The organism is Saccharopolyspora spinosa NRRL 18395 (genome assembly GCF_000194155.1).
Lineage (GTDB): Bacteria > Actinomycetota > Actinomycetes > Mycobacteriales > Pseudonocardiaceae > Saccharopolyspora > Saccharopolyspora spinosa.
This window is the reverse complement of sequence record NZ_GL877879.1, coordinates 522,070-536,236: the sequence shown is the minus strand read 5'-3', so window position 1 is coordinate 536,236 and position 14,167 is coordinate 522,070. Positions and strand designations below refer to the sequence as shown.

The 14,167-nt window shown below is 69.3% G+C and carries 17 protein-coding genes and 1 riboswitch; of the genes, 7 read left to right on the top strand and 10 right to left on the bottom strand.

Going from position 1 to position 14,167, the window contains the following annotated elements:
* Positions 1–56: 56 nt before the first annotated feature.
* On the top strand, positions 57–1,031 hold the full coding sequence (locus SSPN_RS0121605) for a R2-like ligand-binding oxidase (RefSeq protein WP_010308649.1): 975 nt from the start codon (positions 57–59) through the stop codon (positions 1,029–1,031).
* Between the two features lie 34 nt (positions 1,032–1,065).
* Here the strand turns inward: SSPN_RS0121605 and SSPN_RS55135 are convergent, their stop codons facing one another.
* Positions 1,066–1,521, bottom strand: a complete 456-nt coding sequence (locus SSPN_RS55135) for a nitronate monooxygenase family protein (RefSeq protein WP_010308647.1) — start codon at positions 1,519–1,521, stop codon at positions 1,066–1,068.
* 83 nt (positions 1,522–1,604) lie between these two features.
* Here SSPN_RS55135 and SSPN_RS0121595 point away from each other — a divergent pair, with 83 nt between their 5' ends.
* On the top strand, positions 1,605–2,393 hold the full coding sequence (locus tag SSPN_RS0121595) for a PhzF family phenazine biosynthesis protein (RefSeq protein WP_029535589.1): 789 nt from the start codon (positions 1,605–1,607) through the stop codon (positions 2,391–2,393).
* A 137-nt stretch (positions 2,394–2,530) separates the two neighbouring features.
* A complete protein-coding gene (locus tag SSPN_RS0121590; protein WP_010308641.1) occupies positions 2,531–2,932 on the top strand; it encodes a YccF domain-containing protein in 402 nt (133 codons plus the stop codon).
* 132 nt (positions 2,933–3,064) lie between these two features.
* On the opposite strand, the gene SSPN_RS0121585 is transcribed toward SSPN_RS0121590, so the two are convergent.
* From SSPN_RS0121585 to SSPN_RS0121565, 5 genes are read right to left on the bottom strand one after another with little or no spacing between them, the layout of a single operon-like run.
* Entirely contained in the window at positions 3,065–3,829 is a 765-nt protein-coding gene (locus tag SSPN_RS0121585) for an HAD-IIA family hydrolase (protein WP_010308639.1), read from the bottom strand.
* A 26-nt stretch (positions 3,830–3,855) separates the two neighbouring features.
* Positions 3,856–4,944 (bottom strand): sulfate/molybdate ABC transporter ATP-binding protein, encoded by a 1,089-nt coding sequence (locus SSPN_RS0121580; RefSeq protein WP_010308635.1) that lies wholly within the window; start codon positions 4,942–4,944, stop codon positions 3,856–3,858.
* Positions 4,941–5,711 carry an ABC transporter permease gene (locus tag SSPN_RS0121575; RefSeq protein ID WP_010308632.1) on the bottom strand — a complete coding sequence of 257 codons (771 nt, stop codon included), beginning with the start codon at positions 5,709–5,711 and terminating at the stop codon, positions 4,941–4,943. The genes SSPN_RS0121580 and SSPN_RS0121575 overlap by 4 nt, the downstream gene beginning before the upstream one ends.
* A 47-nt stretch (positions 5,712–5,758) precedes the next feature.
* On the bottom strand, positions 5,759–6,514 hold the full coding sequence (gene modA / locus SSPN_RS0121570; RefSeq protein ID WP_010308628.1) for a molybdate ABC transporter substrate-binding protein: 756 nt from the start codon (positions 6,512–6,514) through the stop codon (positions 5,759–5,761).
* Positions 6,511–6,912, bottom strand: a complete 402-nt coding sequence (locus SSPN_RS0121565) for a TOBE domain-containing protein (protein WP_010308623.1) — start codon at positions 6,910–6,912, stop codon at positions 6,511–6,513. Before SSPN_RS0121565 ends, modA begins: the two co-directional genes overlap by 4 nt.
* Before the next feature lie 181 nt (positions 6,913–7,093).
* Here SSPN_RS0121565 and moaA point away from each other — a divergent pair, with 181 nt between their 5' ends.
* The 4 genes from moaA (at position 7,094) to SSPN_RS44905 (ending at position 10,393) form a co-directional block, all read left to right on the top strand.
* The gene (moaA, locus tag SSPN_RS0121560) at positions 7,094–8,152 is read left to right on the top strand and encodes a GTP 3',8-cyclase MoaA (protein ID WP_010308620.1); all 1,059 of its coding nucleotides are present in this window, start codon (positions 7,094–7,096) and stop codon (positions 8,150–8,152) included.
* A 4-nt stretch (positions 8,153–8,156) separates the two neighbouring features.
* Positions 8,157–8,474 (top strand): MoaD/ThiS family protein, encoded by a 318-nt coding sequence (locus SSPN_RS0121555; protein WP_010308617.1) that lies wholly within the window; start codon positions 8,157–8,159, stop codon positions 8,472–8,474.
* A gap of 548 nt (positions 8,475–9,022) precedes the next feature.
* Positions 9,023–9,168: riboswitch (cyclic di-AMP (ydaO/yuaA leader) on the top strand.
* 1 nt (position 9,169) lies between these two features.
* Entirely contained in the window at positions 9,170–9,802 is a 633-nt protein-coding gene (locus SSPN_RS0121550; RefSeq protein WP_010308614.1) for a LysM peptidoglycan-binding domain-containing protein, read from the top strand.
* A gap of 195 nt (positions 9,803–9,997) precedes the next feature.
* Complete coding sequence (locus tag SSPN_RS44905) at positions 9,998–10,393, top strand: TetR-like C-terminal domain-containing protein (protein ID WP_010308612.1); 396 nt, start codon at positions 9,998–10,000, stop codon at positions 10,391–10,393.
* On the opposite strand, the gene SSPN_RS0121540 is transcribed toward SSPN_RS44905, so the two are convergent.
* The 4 genes from SSPN_RS0121540 to SSPN_RS0121525 all read right to left on the bottom strand — a co-directional run bounded on the left by SSPN_RS0121540 (position 10,380) and on the right by SSPN_RS0121525 (position 14,121).
* The gene (locus SSPN_RS0121540; RefSeq protein ID WP_029535586.1) at positions 10,380–11,294 is read right to left on the bottom strand and encodes a molybdenum cofactor biosynthesis protein MoaE; all 915 of its coding nucleotides are present in this window, start codon (positions 11,292–11,294) and stop codon (positions 10,380–10,382) included. The genes SSPN_RS44905 and SSPN_RS0121540 overlap by 14 nt on opposite strands.
* 344 nt (positions 11,295–11,638) lie before the next feature.
* On the bottom strand, positions 11,639–12,118 hold the full coding sequence (moaC, locus tag SSPN_RS0121535; protein ID WP_010308604.1) for a cyclic pyranopterin monophosphate synthase MoaC: 480 nt from the start codon (positions 12,116–12,118) through the stop codon (positions 11,639–11,641).
* 131 nt (positions 12,119–12,249) lie between these two features.
* The gene (locus SSPN_RS0121530) at positions 12,250–13,704 is read right to left on the bottom strand and encodes an NAD-dependent malic enzyme (protein ID WP_010308600.1); all 1,455 of its coding nucleotides are present in this window, start codon (positions 13,702–13,704) and stop codon (positions 12,250–12,252) included.
* Between the two features lie 213 nt (positions 13,705–13,917).
* Positions 13,918–14,121, bottom strand: coding sequence for a hypothetical protein (locus SSPN_RS0121525; protein WP_044574725.1), 204 nt, complete (start codon positions 14,119–14,121; stop codon positions 13,918–13,920).
* Positions 14,122–14,167: the final 46 nt, after the last annotated feature.

Genomic DNA, 14,167 nt, shown 5'->3' with positions numbered 1-14,167 from the left:
AGTACCGAAAATCGTGTCGTAATATTTCTCACATTTCGGCGAGCTGGAGTCCTTCAATGATTAGCACCACCGCGCACCCCGCCCATCGCGAAGGTTTCCACTCCCTGCGGGCCAGCGGCCTGAACTGGGACTCGCTGCCGCTGCGCCTCTTCAACAAGGGCAACGCCAAGTTCTGGAACCCCGCCGACATCGACTTCAGCAAGGACACCGAGGACTGGCGGCGGCTCAACGAGGAAGAGCAGCGCAGCGTGGCCGGCCTCTGCGCTCAGTTCATCGCCGGCGAAGAAGCCGTAACCCAGGACCTCCAGCCGTTCGTGGCCGCGATGGCCGCCGAGGGCCGGTTCGGCGACGAGATGTACCTGACGCAGTTCGTGTTCGAAGAGGCCAAGCACACCCAGGTGTTCCGGCTGTGGCTGGACGCCATCGGACTCACCGAAGACCTGCACGGGCTCGTCGAGGAGAACCCCGGCTACCGCGAGATCTTCTACCGTGCGCTGCCCGAGTCGCTGCACGCGCTGCACGACGACCCCAGCCCGGAGAACCAGGTGCGCGCGTCGGTCACCTACAACCACGTCGTGGAGGGCACGCTGGCCCTGACCGGCTACTACGCCTGGCACAAGATCTGCGTCAGCCGCGGCATCCTGCCCGGCATGCAGGAGGTCATCCGGCGCATCGGCGACGACGAGCGCCGCCACATGGCGTGGGGCACGTTCACCTGCCGCCGCCACGTCGCCGCCGACGAGCGCAACTGGGACGTGGTGCAGGACCAGATGGGCCGGCTGCTGCCGCACGCCATCGCCCAGGTCCAGTGGAAGCCGGAGGACGCACCCGAGGTGCTGCCCTTCGAACTGGACATGGATGAACTCACGGCTTACGCCTCGGACCGCGCGACCCGCCGCCTCGGCGCGATCGCCAGCGCCCGCGGCGTGCCGCTGGCCCAGATCGACGTCGACGCCTCCCCGGAGCAACTGGAGGACCAGTTCGGCGCCGAAGACGCCGCCGAACTCGCCAAGCTCAAAGCCAAGGGCTGATTCCCGGACGGCAGCGCAACTTCTCGGCAGCTGCTCAGGGGTTGAGGCCGGTCAGCGCCCGAGTGGCTTCGGCCTCGATCTCGGCGACGATGTCGGCAGCGGGATGGGGCCTGCGCACCAGCGCAGCACCCTGCCTCGCGTGGAGGGCCATGCCTTCGGTGTTGCCTTGCACGCCGACCAGCGGAGCGAGGTCGGCGTAGCGGTGCACCTCCTGCCCGCCCAGCCAGGTGTCGAGGACGTCGTCCTCGCCGGGGCGTTCAGCACCAACAACAACATTGACACCAGCACTGCACCAAGCAGGTTGACCCCGACGGCGAACGCCACGGCGGGGGTGTGGCAAATCAAGTCCGGCAGCAACCGCCGGGTGTTTCGACCATCCTCGGGTCGACTGGCTCACCTTCGACTGCGTCAAGCTGGCCACGATGGACACATCGGGCACGAAGCTGTTCGCCTGCGCCACCGACGCCCCGCTGCTGCCGAGCTCACCCACGAGGAGCGGCGACCTGCCGTCGGGATTCCCTTAGCCGGGCAAGCGAGATGACGACGCCGCATGCGGTTGCATAGGGTTCAGAGGTGCGTGCCTTTGTCGTGGACTCCTTCACCGACAGCGCGTTCTCCGGAAATCCCGCCGGGGTCGTGCTGTTGGACGCCCCTGCCGAGGTCGAGTGGATGCAGGCGGTTGCCGCCGAGCTGCAGCACTCCGAGACCGCGTTCGCCGTGGTCGGCGGCCCGGGCGACGAGCCGAAACCGCTGCGCTGGTTCACCCCCATAACCGAGGTGCCGCTGTGCGGGCACGCCACCCTCGCCACCGCGCACGTGCTCGGCGGCGACCAGGTCTTCGACACCCGCAGCGGGGTGCTCACCTGCACCGCGCAGGCCGACGGCTGGATCGAGATGGACTTCCCCGTCGACCGCGCCGAGCCGGTGGAGCCGCCCGAGGCGCTGGCCGCCGGGCTGCCCGGCATCACCATCGAAGAGGCCGCGCAGGGCGAGACCAAGGTGCTCACGCTCGCCGCGTCCGCCGCCGAAGTCCGCGCGGTGCGGCCGGATTTCGAGGCGTTGGCGGAAATCGCGACGGGCGGGGTGATCGTCACCGCGCCCGGCGACCGGCCCGGCATCGACTTCGTCAGCCGCGTGTTCGCCCCGCAGGTCGGCATCCCGGAGGACCCGGTGACCGGTTCGGCGCACTGCCTGCTGGCGAACTGGTGGGCGGTGCAGCTCGGGCGCGACGAGCACGACACGACGTTCGTCGGCGAGCAGGCGTCCCGGCGTGGCGGCATCGTCCAGATGGCCCTGCGCGGGCACCGGGTCGGACTCCGAGGCCGGGCCGTCACGGTCCTACGCGGCGAACTCCTCGCCTGAACCGCACCGTTCCGCCTGGTCAAGGCCTAATGAACACTTTGGGCTGTCATAGGGGCTGTTTCCAGACTCGTCCTGCGTGGCGATGCGCGTAGCACCGGGGTCCGGCGGGGCGGGCGCCGGGCTGGCACCGTATAGGCATGCGGTTGTTGCTGAACATCATCTGGTTGGTGCTGTGCGGGTTCTGGATGGCGGTGGGCTACGCGTTCGCCGGGGTCCTGCTGGCGATCACGATCATCGGCATCCCGTTCGCCATCGCGTCCTTCCGGATGGCCAACTTCGCGCTGTGGCCGTTCGGCCGGCGGCTGGTGGACGAGCCGGCCTCGGGTGCGTTCGCCGCCATCGGCAACATCATCTGGCTGGTGCTGGCCGGCTGGTGGCTGGCGCTCGGGCACATCTTCACCGGCCTCGCCCTCTGCGTCACGATCATCGGCATCCCGCTGGGCATCGCGAACTTCAAGCTCGTACCCGTCTCGCTGATGCCGCTGGGCAAGCGCATCGTCGACGCCGACGATCCGTACGCGTTCATGCGCGTCCGGTGACGTCCGGCGCATTGGCATACCACCGACCACCCGGGCGCAGTGCCACGAACGTCAGCGGCGGACCGGCGGCTCGTGGATGCGGATGATCATGGACCGGGCGCCCGCGCCCGCCGGCCACGGGTGCCCGCCGCCTCAGGCCTCGAACGGGTCGAGGACGTGGCTGGTGAGGTCGGCAATCGAGTTGACCACCTTCGTCGGCCGGTACGGGAACAACTCCGCGGTGTTCTCGTTGGAGATCCCGGACAGCACCAGGATCGTCTGCAGACCCGACTCCAGCCCGGAGCGGACGTCGGTGTCCATCCGGTCCCCGATCATCAGGGTGTTCTCCGAGTGCACGCCCAGGTGGCGCAGCGCCGACCGCATCATCAGCGGGTTCGGCTTGCCCACGTAGTAGGGCGCGCGGCCGGTCACCCGCTCGATCAGCGCGGCGACGGCGCCGGTGGCGGGCAGCGTGCCCTCCCGGCTCGGCCCCTTCTCGTCGGGGTTGGTGGCGATGAACCGCGAGCCCGCCTCGACCAGCCGGATCGCCTTGGTGATCGCCTCGAAGCTGTAGGTGCGGGTCTCGCCGAGGATGACGTAGTCCGGATCGCGGTCGGTCAGCACGTAGCCGATGTTGTGCAGCGCCGTGGTCAGCCCCGACTCGCCGACCACGTAGGCCGTGCCGCCGGGCCGCTGCTTCTCCAGGAACTGCGCAGTCGCCAGCGCGGAGGTCCAGATCGCACCCTCGGGGACGTCGAGCCCGGTTCGCTGCAGGCGGGCGCGCAGGTCACGCGGGGTGTAGATCGAGTTGTTGGTGAAGACCATGAACGGGATGTCGTTGTCGCGCAGGGCCGCCAGGAAGGTGTCCGCGCCCGGCACCATGTGCTCCTCGTGCACGAGCACGCCGTCCATGTCCATCAGGTACGTCCAGGGGGATGGCTCAGTCACGCCCCCGATGATCCACCGGAGGTGGGGTGGATGGCTACTTCGGCGGCCTTCACCACGAACCAGACCTCGTCGTCCGGGGTGAGCCGCAGATCGGCGACGGCCGCTGGGGTCACGTCGGCGGCCAGCGAGCAGTTCCGCGCCACGCCGCGCACCCGCACGACGTCGCCGCGCGGTTCGAGCGCCGCCAACCGCACCGGGATCGCGTTGCGCGGGCTGCCGTTCGGTCGCTCGCGGTGCACGGCGACGGCCGACGGTGCGAACACCGCAGCGGCGGATTCGCCCTGCTCCAGCGCCTCGACGAGCCGGCCGCTGATCGCGCCGTCCCCGAACGAGATGCCGTCCGCCGCAGCCACCCCGGGCACCAGGTTGAGCCCGGCCACCCGCGCCGTGAAGGCCTCCTTCGGCCGGGCCAGCACCTCGCGGGTCGGGCCCTGCTCGACGACGCAGCCGTCGAGCAGCACAAGCAGCTGGTCGGCCAGCACGACCGCGTCCAGCACGTCGTGGGTGACCAACACGGTCGGTTTCTCCTGCCGGCGCAGCACTTGGTGCAGCAGCCCGCGCATGGCTGGGGCCGCGTCGACGTCGAGCGCCGCCAACGGCTCGTCGAGCAGCAGCAGCTGCGGGTTGGCCGCCAGCGCCCGGGCCAGCGCCACGCGCTGCGCCTGACCACCGGACAGCCGCCCGGGCTTGCGCGCCGCCAGGCCCGAAACGTCCACTTCGGACAGCCAGTGAACGGCGATTTCCCGGGCCTCCGCCTTGCGGACGCCGGCCGCGCGCGGGCCGAAAGCGACGTTTTCCAGGGCCGTCAGGTTCGGGAACAGCAGGGCGTTCTGCGCGAGCAGCCCGACGCCCCGGCGGTGCGTCGGCACGTTGATCCCGCGGTCGGTGTCCAGCCACGACGCGCCGTCCAGCTCGACCCGCCCGCGATGCGGCACCAGCTGCCCTGCCAGCACGGACAGCAGCGTGGACTTGCCCGCCCCGTTCGGCCCGAGCACGGCGAGGACCTCGCCCGGCGCCACCTCGAACTCCGCGCGCAGCGTGAAATCGGGGCGCCGGAACTCGATGTCGGCCCGCAATCCGCTCACAGCCGTCCTTCCACCGCCTTGGGTCGGGCCACCACGATGACCAGCAGCGCCACCACCACCAGCAGCAACGACATCGCCACCGCAGCGTCCACATCGGACTGGGCCGTGTTGTAGATGGCCAGGGGCAGGGTCCGGGTGGTGCCCTGCAAACTACCGGCGAAGGTGATCGTCGCGCCGAACTCCCCCAACGCCCGCGCGAAGGTCAGCACCAAGCTCGACCCGAGCGCGGGCAGCAGCAGCGGCACGGTGACCCGCCGGAACGTCAACCAGGGCCCGGCGCCGAGCGTCGCGGCGACCTCCTCGTAACGCCCGCCCGCGGTCCGCAGTGCGCCTTCCAGGCCGATCACGAGGAACGGCATCGCGACGAACGTCTGCGCCAGCACCACGGCCGCCGTCGTGTACGGCAGGCGAATGCCCACGGTGTCGAGCAGCTGCCCGAGCGGGCCGGTGCGCCCCAGCAGGTAAAGCAGCGCGAGGCCGCCGACGACCGGTGGAAGCACCAGCGGCAGCAGCACGAACGCCCGCACCACGCGCAGTCCGCGCATCCGGGACCGCGCCAGCACCAGCGCCAGCGGTCCGCCCAGCACGAGGGACAACCCGGTGGAGATCAGCCCGGTGATCACCGACAGCCACAGGGCGTCGAGCGCGGCGGGGCTGAGCAGCAGCGCCGGCAGGCGTGCCGGGTCGACGCGGGTCAGCAGCCCCAGGACCGGCAGGACCACGAGCGCCAGCGCGAGCACCGCCGGCACCCAAAGCACCACCGGCACCTGGGTCGGAAGGTCCGATTTCCATTGAAATTGCGGTGATCGTCTGGTCACGGAGTCCCGAAACCGTGCTGGCCGAGGACCTCGCGGCCGACCGGACCGCGCACGAACGCCATGAACTCCGCGGCCAGCTGCTTCTCCGGCGCGGCCCCGATCGTCGCGATCGGATAGGTGTTGACCGCCTGCTGCGCCTCCGGGAAGTCAACCGCCTGCGCCTGGGCCCCGGCCGCCTTCGCGTCGGTGACGTACACGAGCCCGGCATCCGCCTCCCCCGCAACGACCTTCTGCAGCACCGACTTCACGTCGTTCTCCTCGCTGGCCGGCGTCAGCTGCACGCCGGAAGCCTGCGCCACCTTCTGCGTGGCCGAGCCGCACGGCACCTGCGGCGCGCAGACCACGACGGTCCGGCCGGGCGCGGCGAGATCGGCGAGCGAGACGATGTGGGCCGGGTTGCCCGGCGGGACCACGATCGTCAGCTGGTTCGTCGCGAACGTCTCCGGCTGGCCAACCAGGTCGCGCACCTTGTCCATGTTCTTCGTGTCCGCCGAGGCGAAGACGTCCGCGGCGCGGCCCTGCTTGATCTGCTCGGCCAGCGTCGACGAGCCCTGGTAGTCGAACTGCACCCGCACATCGGGGTGCTGCTGCGTGAACCGCGTGCCAAGCTCGTCGAAGGACTCGGTGAGGGACGCCGCGGCGAGCACTGTCACCGTGCGCTGCGGCTGGGACTGCTGCCCGGCCTGCCCGCACCCGGCCAGCAGCACGAGCGCAACCAGCGCACCGACGATCATCCTGAGCTTCGCCATCATCCCTCTCCCGGTATTTCCACCACGACATTGGTCGATTTGACCACGGCAACCGCCAGCGCCCCGGGCACCAACCCGAGCTCGCGCACCGCCTCGGTGCTCATCAGCGAGACGATCCGGTGCGGGCCGCACTGCATCTCCACCTGCGACATGACCCGGTCCGAGACCACCTCGGTGACCAGCCCGACGAACCGGTTGCGCGCCGACCGGCCGATGCCGGAGGGATCCGGCGTCGAGCGCGCCTGGGCGCGGGCGAACTCGGCGAGCGCGGCGCCGTCGACGGTGCGCCGACCGGCGGAGTCCCGATCCGACGGCAGCTGCCCGCCCTCGATCCACCGGCGCACCGTGTCGTCGCTGACACCGAGCAGCCCGGCGGCCTCTGAAATCCGATAGTGCGGCACAGCCGGAACAATACTTCCGCAGATGCGGGAAAAACCAGGGAATATACCCGCCAATCAGGATCTTGCAACGGGTTTGTGCTTTCCGCGGAGTCGTCGGCTCCCCCGTCGAACCGCTAGGCGGATCCGCACAAAACCGCTGGCGCGATCGAAATACCCCGCCGCTACGCGCTAGGGTCGTGGGGTGACCGCGGTGGACCTGGGAATCCCGCTCGTGCGCCGCACGACCGACACGTCCGCGCGTCCGGACACGCCCCAGCTGGTGGACCGGTTCGGTCGCGTGGCCACCGATTTGCGCGTTTCCCTTATCGACAAATGCAACCTGCGCTGCACCTACTGCATGCCCGCCGAGGGCTTGCCGTGGTTGAAGCGCGCGGAGTTGCTCGACACCGACGAGATGAACCGGCTGATCCGCATCGCCGTCGAGGAACTCGGCGTCAACACGGTGCGCTTCACCGGTGGCGAACCGCTGCTGCGGCAGGACCTGGTGGACATCATCGCGGCGACCTCTGCCCTGCCCGGCCACCCGAAGACATCGCTGACCACCAACGGGATCAACCTCGGCGGCTACGCCGAACCGCTGGTGCGCGCCGGGCTGAACCGGGTCAACGTATCGCTGGACACCCTCGACCGAGACGTGTTCAAGCGACTCGCCCGTCGCGACCGCCTCGACGACGTGCTCGCCGGGCTCGCGGCGGCGAAGACGATGCGGCTGGAACCGGTCAAGGTCAACGCGGTGCTGATGCGCGGGATCAACGACCACGAGCCCTGCGATCTGCTGCGGTTCTGCATCGAGCGCGGCTACCAGCTGCGGTTCATCGAGCAGATGCCGCTGGACGCCCAGCACGACTGGGACCGCGAGCAGATGATCACCGCCGAGGAGATCCTGGACCGGCTCAGCGCCGAGTTCGACCTCGCCCCGGACGTCGCCGAGCGGGGCTCCGCCCCCGCTGAGCGCTGGCTGGTCGACGGCGGGCCAGCCACGGTCGGCGTGATCGCCTCGGTGACCAGGCCGTTCTGCTCGGCGTGCGACCGGACCCGGCTGACCGCCGACGGCCAGTTGCGCTCGTGCCTGTTCTCGACGACCGAGACGGACCTGCGCGGACCGATGCGCGCCGGGGCGGACGACACCGAACTGATCCGGTTGTGGCAGGAAACGATGTGGGCGAAAGCCGCAGGGCACGGCATGGACTCGGGCGAGTTCGCCCAGCCGGCCCGGCCGATGAGCGCTATCGGGGGTTGAGCGGATGACGGCGCTGCCGGACCAGGCCCGGACCGTCGCGGTGCAGGTGAGGTACTTCGCAGGTGCCCGCGCGGCCGCCGGAGTCCCAGAGGAGACGGTGCGCGTAGCGCGACCGGACGGTGCCGCGGTGACCGCTGCGGACGTCATCGCCGCCGCGGTGAACCTGCACGACGAGAATCTGTCGAAGGTGCTGCCGGCGTGCAGCTTCCTACTCGACGGCGTCGCCGTCCGAGACCGCACCGTCGAGGTCTCCGACGACGCGACGCTGGACGTCCTCCCACCGTTGACCCGCCCCTTCCGAGCCCTTCCGGACCGACACTGAATTACTGCGCGCGCGGGCGTGCGCGCGCACGCGAATACAACATGCGTCGGCGTGTCGTACACGCTCACCCGGGTGACATTTGGATATCGCTCCGGACCATGTCGATCTTGATTTTTGAGCCGCGTACTTCGGCAGCCTTACCAGTCCCTGATCTAGTGACATAGATCGCTACTCTGCGCGCCGATGCGAACCCTCCTCGCGATCATCTCGACGGTGTCTCGGCACGCCCGGGCGAGAGTAAACATGAGCCGACGGCGCGGTGAACCACTGCGACGAGCGGTATTTGGGGGAAGTAAAGAGGTGACCCACGACTCACTGTCGGTGATCGATATCGACCCGGAAACGACTTGATAACGACGCTCTGATCAGCACAAATACCCCGGATCGAAGCACCCACCCCCACTGTTACTGTGATCAGCGTCACATGATCTCAGGTTTCCGATCTCCGTGTTGGTTACGTAGTGTCGCTCCTCGGTCGGCCCCGAACCGATCAGCAAGGAGCGGAAGCCCGCAGCGCCGAACCCTGTCCAGCAGGCTTCCAGACCCCGAAACGAAGAACACCGGACAGGGACGGGGGACCCAACACCCGGGCTCCCCGAAGCCCTAGGGGTGAAGCCGGCTCCCCCGAGCCGGCCGGGCTGCCTCTCAGCCCGAACCCGACAGCTCACCTCGCAGGCGCGGCAGGAGAGAGGAACATGGCTCGCTACAACGGCAAGCACCGTAAGCCTTCGAATACCGGCCGCACCATCGCCCGCGTCGCCGTCGCCGGCGCTGTGGTCGCCACTCCGATCGCAATCGCAGCCCCAGCCAACGCGGCGTACGCCCCGAACTGGGACAGGCTTGCCCAGTGCGAGAGCAGCGGCAACTGGAGCATCAACACCGGCAACGGCTACTACGGCGGACTCCAGTTCAGCGCATCGACCTGGGCGGCCTTCGGCGGCACCAAGTACGCCGGCAGCGCCCACCAGGCGACCCGCGAGCAGCAGATCGCCGTCGCCGAGAAGGTCCTCGCCGCGCAGGGCCCCAACGCGTGGCCCGGCTGCACCGCCAAGCTCAACTGGACCACCGGCGGCACCCAGGTCAAGACCACCACGCCCGTCAAGACCACCACGCCGAAGCAGACCGAGACCAAGGTCAAGCCCCAGGCGACCACGCCCAAGCCGGCGGCGAAGATCAGCGGCGCGGACTACACGGTCGAGATCGGCGACACCCTGAGCGAGATCGGCGAGAAGTTCGGCGTCACCTTCCAGGAAATCGCCAACCGCAACTCGAACATCATCAGCAACCCGGACCTGATCTTCCCCGGTCAGCGGCTCGACATCAAATGATCTGGTCGACCGGCCCAGTCCGGTCGGCGAGGAGTACGTGTCGTATCCCCCGACACGGCACGTGCTCCGCACCTCTCGGAACCCCCACCGCGAACCCCCGGCGGCGGGGGTTCCGGCATTTCCCGGGGTTCCTCGCTCGGAAAGCAGACGATCTACCGCTGGTGGCCGTCGAAGGGCGCGGTCGTCTTCGACTCCGTGCTGGTGCTCAGCGAGCGGGAGGACGGCGAAGGGATCGTGAATCCGGACACCGGCGACGTCGAGGCGGACCTCAAGACCGTGCTGCGCGCGACGGCGGCCGAGTTCGCCGATCCCGAGTTCGAGGCGCCGATCCGGGCGCTCAACACCGAGATAATCAACGATCCGGAGCTGGCCGCGATCTACCGCGAGAAGATGGAAGCGCCGGTAACTGAGGCGAAGAAGGAGCGGCTGCGCAGCGCCCAACGCGCGGGCCAACTCGCGGCCGACACGGACCTGGACCTCGTCCTGGAGGTGCTGATCGAGGCGACGTTTTCGCTGTTCAGAAACCGTGCGTCCGCGCCTGCGCCGCGTATTGGTCAGGCGAGACCGGAATCCGCCATCACGGGCAGTTGACCCATTCTTCGGTGTTGTCGTCGAAGACCTGGCGCTTCCAGATCGGCAGGCGCCGCTTCACCTCGTCGACCAGCTCCGAGCAGGCGCTGAACGCCTGCTTGCGGTGTTCCGCCGCCACCGCGCACCCGAGCGCCACATGGCCGATCTTGAGCAGGCCGATGCGGTGCGACACCGCGATGGCGCGCACCCCATCGAAGCGCGCCGCGATGTCCTGCGCCACCTCGGCGATCACGTCGGACGCGCTGGGATGCCCGACGTATTCGAGCTCGCGCACGCCGCGCCCGCCGTCGTGGTCGCGGACCACCCCGCTGAAGGTCACCACTGCGCCTGCCGCGCTGCGCTCCACCGAGCGGGCCAGGTCCTCGACGTCGATCACCTGCTCGGTCACGTCGGCCCGCAGGACGTCCGCGACCACGCGGTTCGGCACCGCGTGGTCGCCGCCGTGCAGCTGGTCGACGGCGTGCTCCAGGACTCCGTCCAGCACGCCGAGCCCGTCCTTGACGCCGCCGCGCGAGCCCGGCAGGTTCACGATCAACGTCCGGCCGCTGACCCCGGCCAGCCCACGGGAGAGCACCGCCGTCGGGACCTCCGGCAAGCCTGCCGACCGGATCGCCTCGGCCAGCCCCGGGATCGGGTAGTCGAGCACCGCCGCCGTGACCTCGGGTGTGCGGTCGGTCGGGCTGATGCCGGTGCCGCCGGTGGTGATCACGACCTCCGCGCCGTCGGCGACCGCGCGGCGCAGCTCCTCCCCCACCGGTTCGCCGTCGGGCACCACGACGGGGGCGGGGGTCTCATAGCCGCGCCCGCGCAGCCATTCGACGATCACCGGACCGGTGCGGTCGGGGTACACGCCGGCCGCGGCGCGGTTGGACGCGGCGATCACTCGCGCTGTCCTCGTCATGGAGACCTCCTGTGTATTTCGCGCCCCGTCCGATTCGGCCGCCGCAGGGGCCATCCTCCGCGACCGACCGACACGGCCTCAACCCCGCCCGCTGGGCGGTACGCGGCACCGGTGCCGTTCCGCAATTTCAATGAAAATCAGACCTTCGATTTCCATGAGTCTTTTCATCCTGGTCGATCCGCCGACCGAAGCCTGAAGTGCCACGACGCGAGCATGCGCCGAAGCGGTCTTCCCGCGCGGACAGCCTGGGGTCTGATACCAGTCTGGGATCCCACAGCCGAGAAGACCGCTGAGCAACGCAAGAAGAGGTTGGAAAACGCTCAATGGAAATCGCGGATCCTGGATCAGGCGTCGCGGGTCCAGGTGCCGGTCTTGCCGCCTTCCTTGCGCTCCACCTGGACGGCGTCGAGCACGGCGGCCGGGTCGACGGCCTTGATCATGTCGTGCAGCGTCAGCCCCGCCCCGGTGACCGCGGTCAGCGCCTCCATCTCGACGCCGGTGCGATCGGTGGTCTTCACCGTCGCGGTGATCCGCACCTCGGCCTCGCCGAGCACGAACTCGACCTTGGCGCCGGAAATCGCGATCGGGTGGCACAGCGGGATCAGGTCCGGGGTCCGCTTCGCGGCCATGATCCCGGCGATCCGGGCGGTGGCGATCGCGTCGCCCTTCGGCAGCCCGTCGCGGCGCAGCAGGGCGATCACCTCGGCAGTCGTGCGCACCACGCCGCTGGCGACAGCGGTGCGGGCGGTGGCCTGCTTTCCGGAGACGTCGACCATGCGAGCCGCGCCCGCCTCGTCGACATGCGTGAGCTCGTCCTGCGCCATGCCCCGAGCCTAGACCTGCCGGGGATTGCCGAAATCACCGCGGCACGGCTTCCCAGGCTGAGCGTTCGGGCTGTTCACGGGGCCGTGAGTCTGGTCGCCACAGCTGCCCGAAAACTCACGACCCCGTTCGATCAGTACTCGGTGTCCTCGGCCATCGACCAGGGCAGGGAGGAGCCGCCCTGTGGGGCCGGGTCGCCCTCCTTCGACGCGATCGCGGCCTTCTTCACCGCTTCCGCGACCGCCGGGGCCACCGCGGAGTCGAACACGCTCGGCACGATGAACGACGCGTTGATCCGTTCCCCGTCCACGACGTCGGCGATCGCGTTCGACGCCGCCAGCATCATCTCGTCGGTGATCTTGTGCGCGTGCGCGTCCAGCAGACCGCGGAACACGCCCGGGAAGGCCAGCACGTTGTTGATCTGGTTCGGGTAGTCGCTGCGGCCGGTCGCCACGATGGTGGCGTGCTTCTGCGCCTCCAGCGGGTCGATCTCCGGGTCGGGGTTGGCCAGCGCGAACACGATCGCGTCGGAGTTCATGGACGCCACGTCGTCCGCGCTGAGCAGGTTCGGTGCGGACACGCCGATGAACACGTCCGCCTCGCGCACCGCGTCGGACAGCGTGCCGCTGCGGCCGTCCTTGTTGGTGGACGCCGCGATGGACTGCAGGTTCGGGTCGCTGTCGCCGCGACCGGCGTGGACGATGCCGTCGATGTCGACGGCGATGATGTCGGCCGGTTTCTTGTGCTGCAGCAGGCGGATGATGGCCGAACCGGCGGCGCCGACGCCGCACACCACGATGCGGCAGTCGGTGATGTCCTTGTTCACCACGCGCAGCGCGTTGCGCAGCGCGCCGAGCACCACGATCGCGGTGCCGTGCTGGTCGTCGTGGAAGACCGGGATGTTCAGCTTCTCCCGCAGCCGGGCCTCGATCTCGAAGCAGCGCGGGGCGGCGATGTCCTCCAGGTTGATGCCGCCGTAGACCGGGGCGAGCAACTCGACGGCGCGGATGATCTCCTCGGTGTCCTGGGTGTCCAGGCAGACCGGCCAGGCGTTGACGCCGGCGAACTTCTTGAACAGCGCGGCCTTGCCTTCCATGACCGGCAGCGCGGCCGCCGGGCCGATGTTGCCCAGCCCGAGCACGGCGGAACCGTCGGTGACCACCGCGACCGCGTTGCGCTTGATGGTCAGCCGGCGAGCGTCCTCGGGGTTGTCCGCGATCGCGGTGCACACCCGGGCCACGCCGGGGGTATACGCGCGGGAGAGATCGTCGCGGTTGTTGAGCGCGACCCGCGAGTTGACCTCGATCTTGCCGCCGAGGTGCACCAGGAAGGTCCGGTCGGAGATCTTGCGCACGCGGACACCGGGCAGCGCGCCGAGGACCTCGGCGAGGTCATTGGCGTGGTCGGCCGACAGCGCGTTGCAGGTGATGTCGACGACGATGCGGTCGGCGTGCGACTCGACGACGTCGAACGCCGTGATGACGCCGCCCGCACGACCGATCGCGCTCGTCAGGTCACCCGCAGCGGTCGTCGACGGCGGGGCCTCGACGCGAACGGTGATCGAATAACCCGGACCTGGAACCGGCATGGCACACCCCTGTCGAGCTGATCGGCAATGGACTTGGTGGGTGCGGTCCTCCGGCGGCCCGCAGGCCGCCGGAAGCAGATCGCCTATCCGGGATGCAAGCCCTTCGGGACTGCTAAGCGACCAGAACTTCACCCAGCACGAAAAAGCCTAAAACTTTCCCGACTGTGAGCGACGTCCGGTCCCGTTACCGACCGGTTCCCCTTGACAGGAGGGTCACTTGTTGATTCGGGTGACCGGGTGGACGTAGGGAACGGCGTCCTGCCCGAGCGGGAAGGCGGTATCCCCGAACGGCGACAACGCGCCCTGCTTGTCGGCCAGGATTTCGCTCACCGGGTGATCGCCGTCCGAGACCTTCGGCCAAGACGGGTCAATGCGGTCCTTTTTGGTCTTGCCGGCCACGTCGTTCCTCCTGTGCATTCCGGCTACGGTGCACTTCCAGTTTGCCGGATCCGAGCCCGGACCT

Coding starts and splice junctions, on each gene's coding strand:
- SSPN_RS0121605 (WP_010308649.1), top strand. CDS start 57: ATGATTAGCACCACCGCGCACCCCGCCCATCGCGAAGGTTTCCACTCC.
- SSPN_RS0121590 (WP_010308641.1), top strand. CDS start 2,531: ATGCGGTTGTTGCTGAACATCATCTGGTTGGTGCTGTGCGGGTTCTGG.
- SSPN_RS0121585 (WP_010308639.1), bottom strand. CDS start 3,829: ATGGACATGGACGGCGTGCTCGTGCACGAGGAGCACATGGTGCCGGGC.
- modA (WP_010308628.1), bottom strand. CDS start 6,514: ATGATGGCGAAGCTCAGGATGATCGTCGGTGCGCTGGTTGCGCTCGTG.
- SSPN_RS0121555 (WP_010308617.1), top strand. CDS start 8,157: ATGACGGCGCTGCCGGACCAGGCCCGGACCGTCGCGGTGCAGGTGAGG.
- SSPN_RS0121550 (WP_010308614.1), top strand. CDS start 9,170: ATGGCTCGCTACAACGGCAAGCACCGTAAGCCTTCGAATACCGGCCGC.
- SSPN_RS0121540 (WP_029535586.1), bottom strand. CDS start 11,294: ATGACGAGGACAGCGCGAGTGATCGCCGCGTCCAACCGCGCCGCGGCC.
- moaC (WP_010308604.1), bottom strand. CDS start 12,118: ATGGCGCAGGACGAGCTCACGCATGTCGACGAGGCGGGCGCGGCTCGC.
- SSPN_RS0121530 (WP_010308600.1), bottom strand. CDS start 13,704: ATGCCGGTTCCAGGTCCGGGTTATTCGATCACCGTTCGCGTCGAGGCC.
- SSPN_RS0121525 (WP_044574725.1), bottom strand. CDS start 14,121: ATGCACAGGAGGAACGACGTGGCCGGCAAGACCAAAAAGGACCGCATT.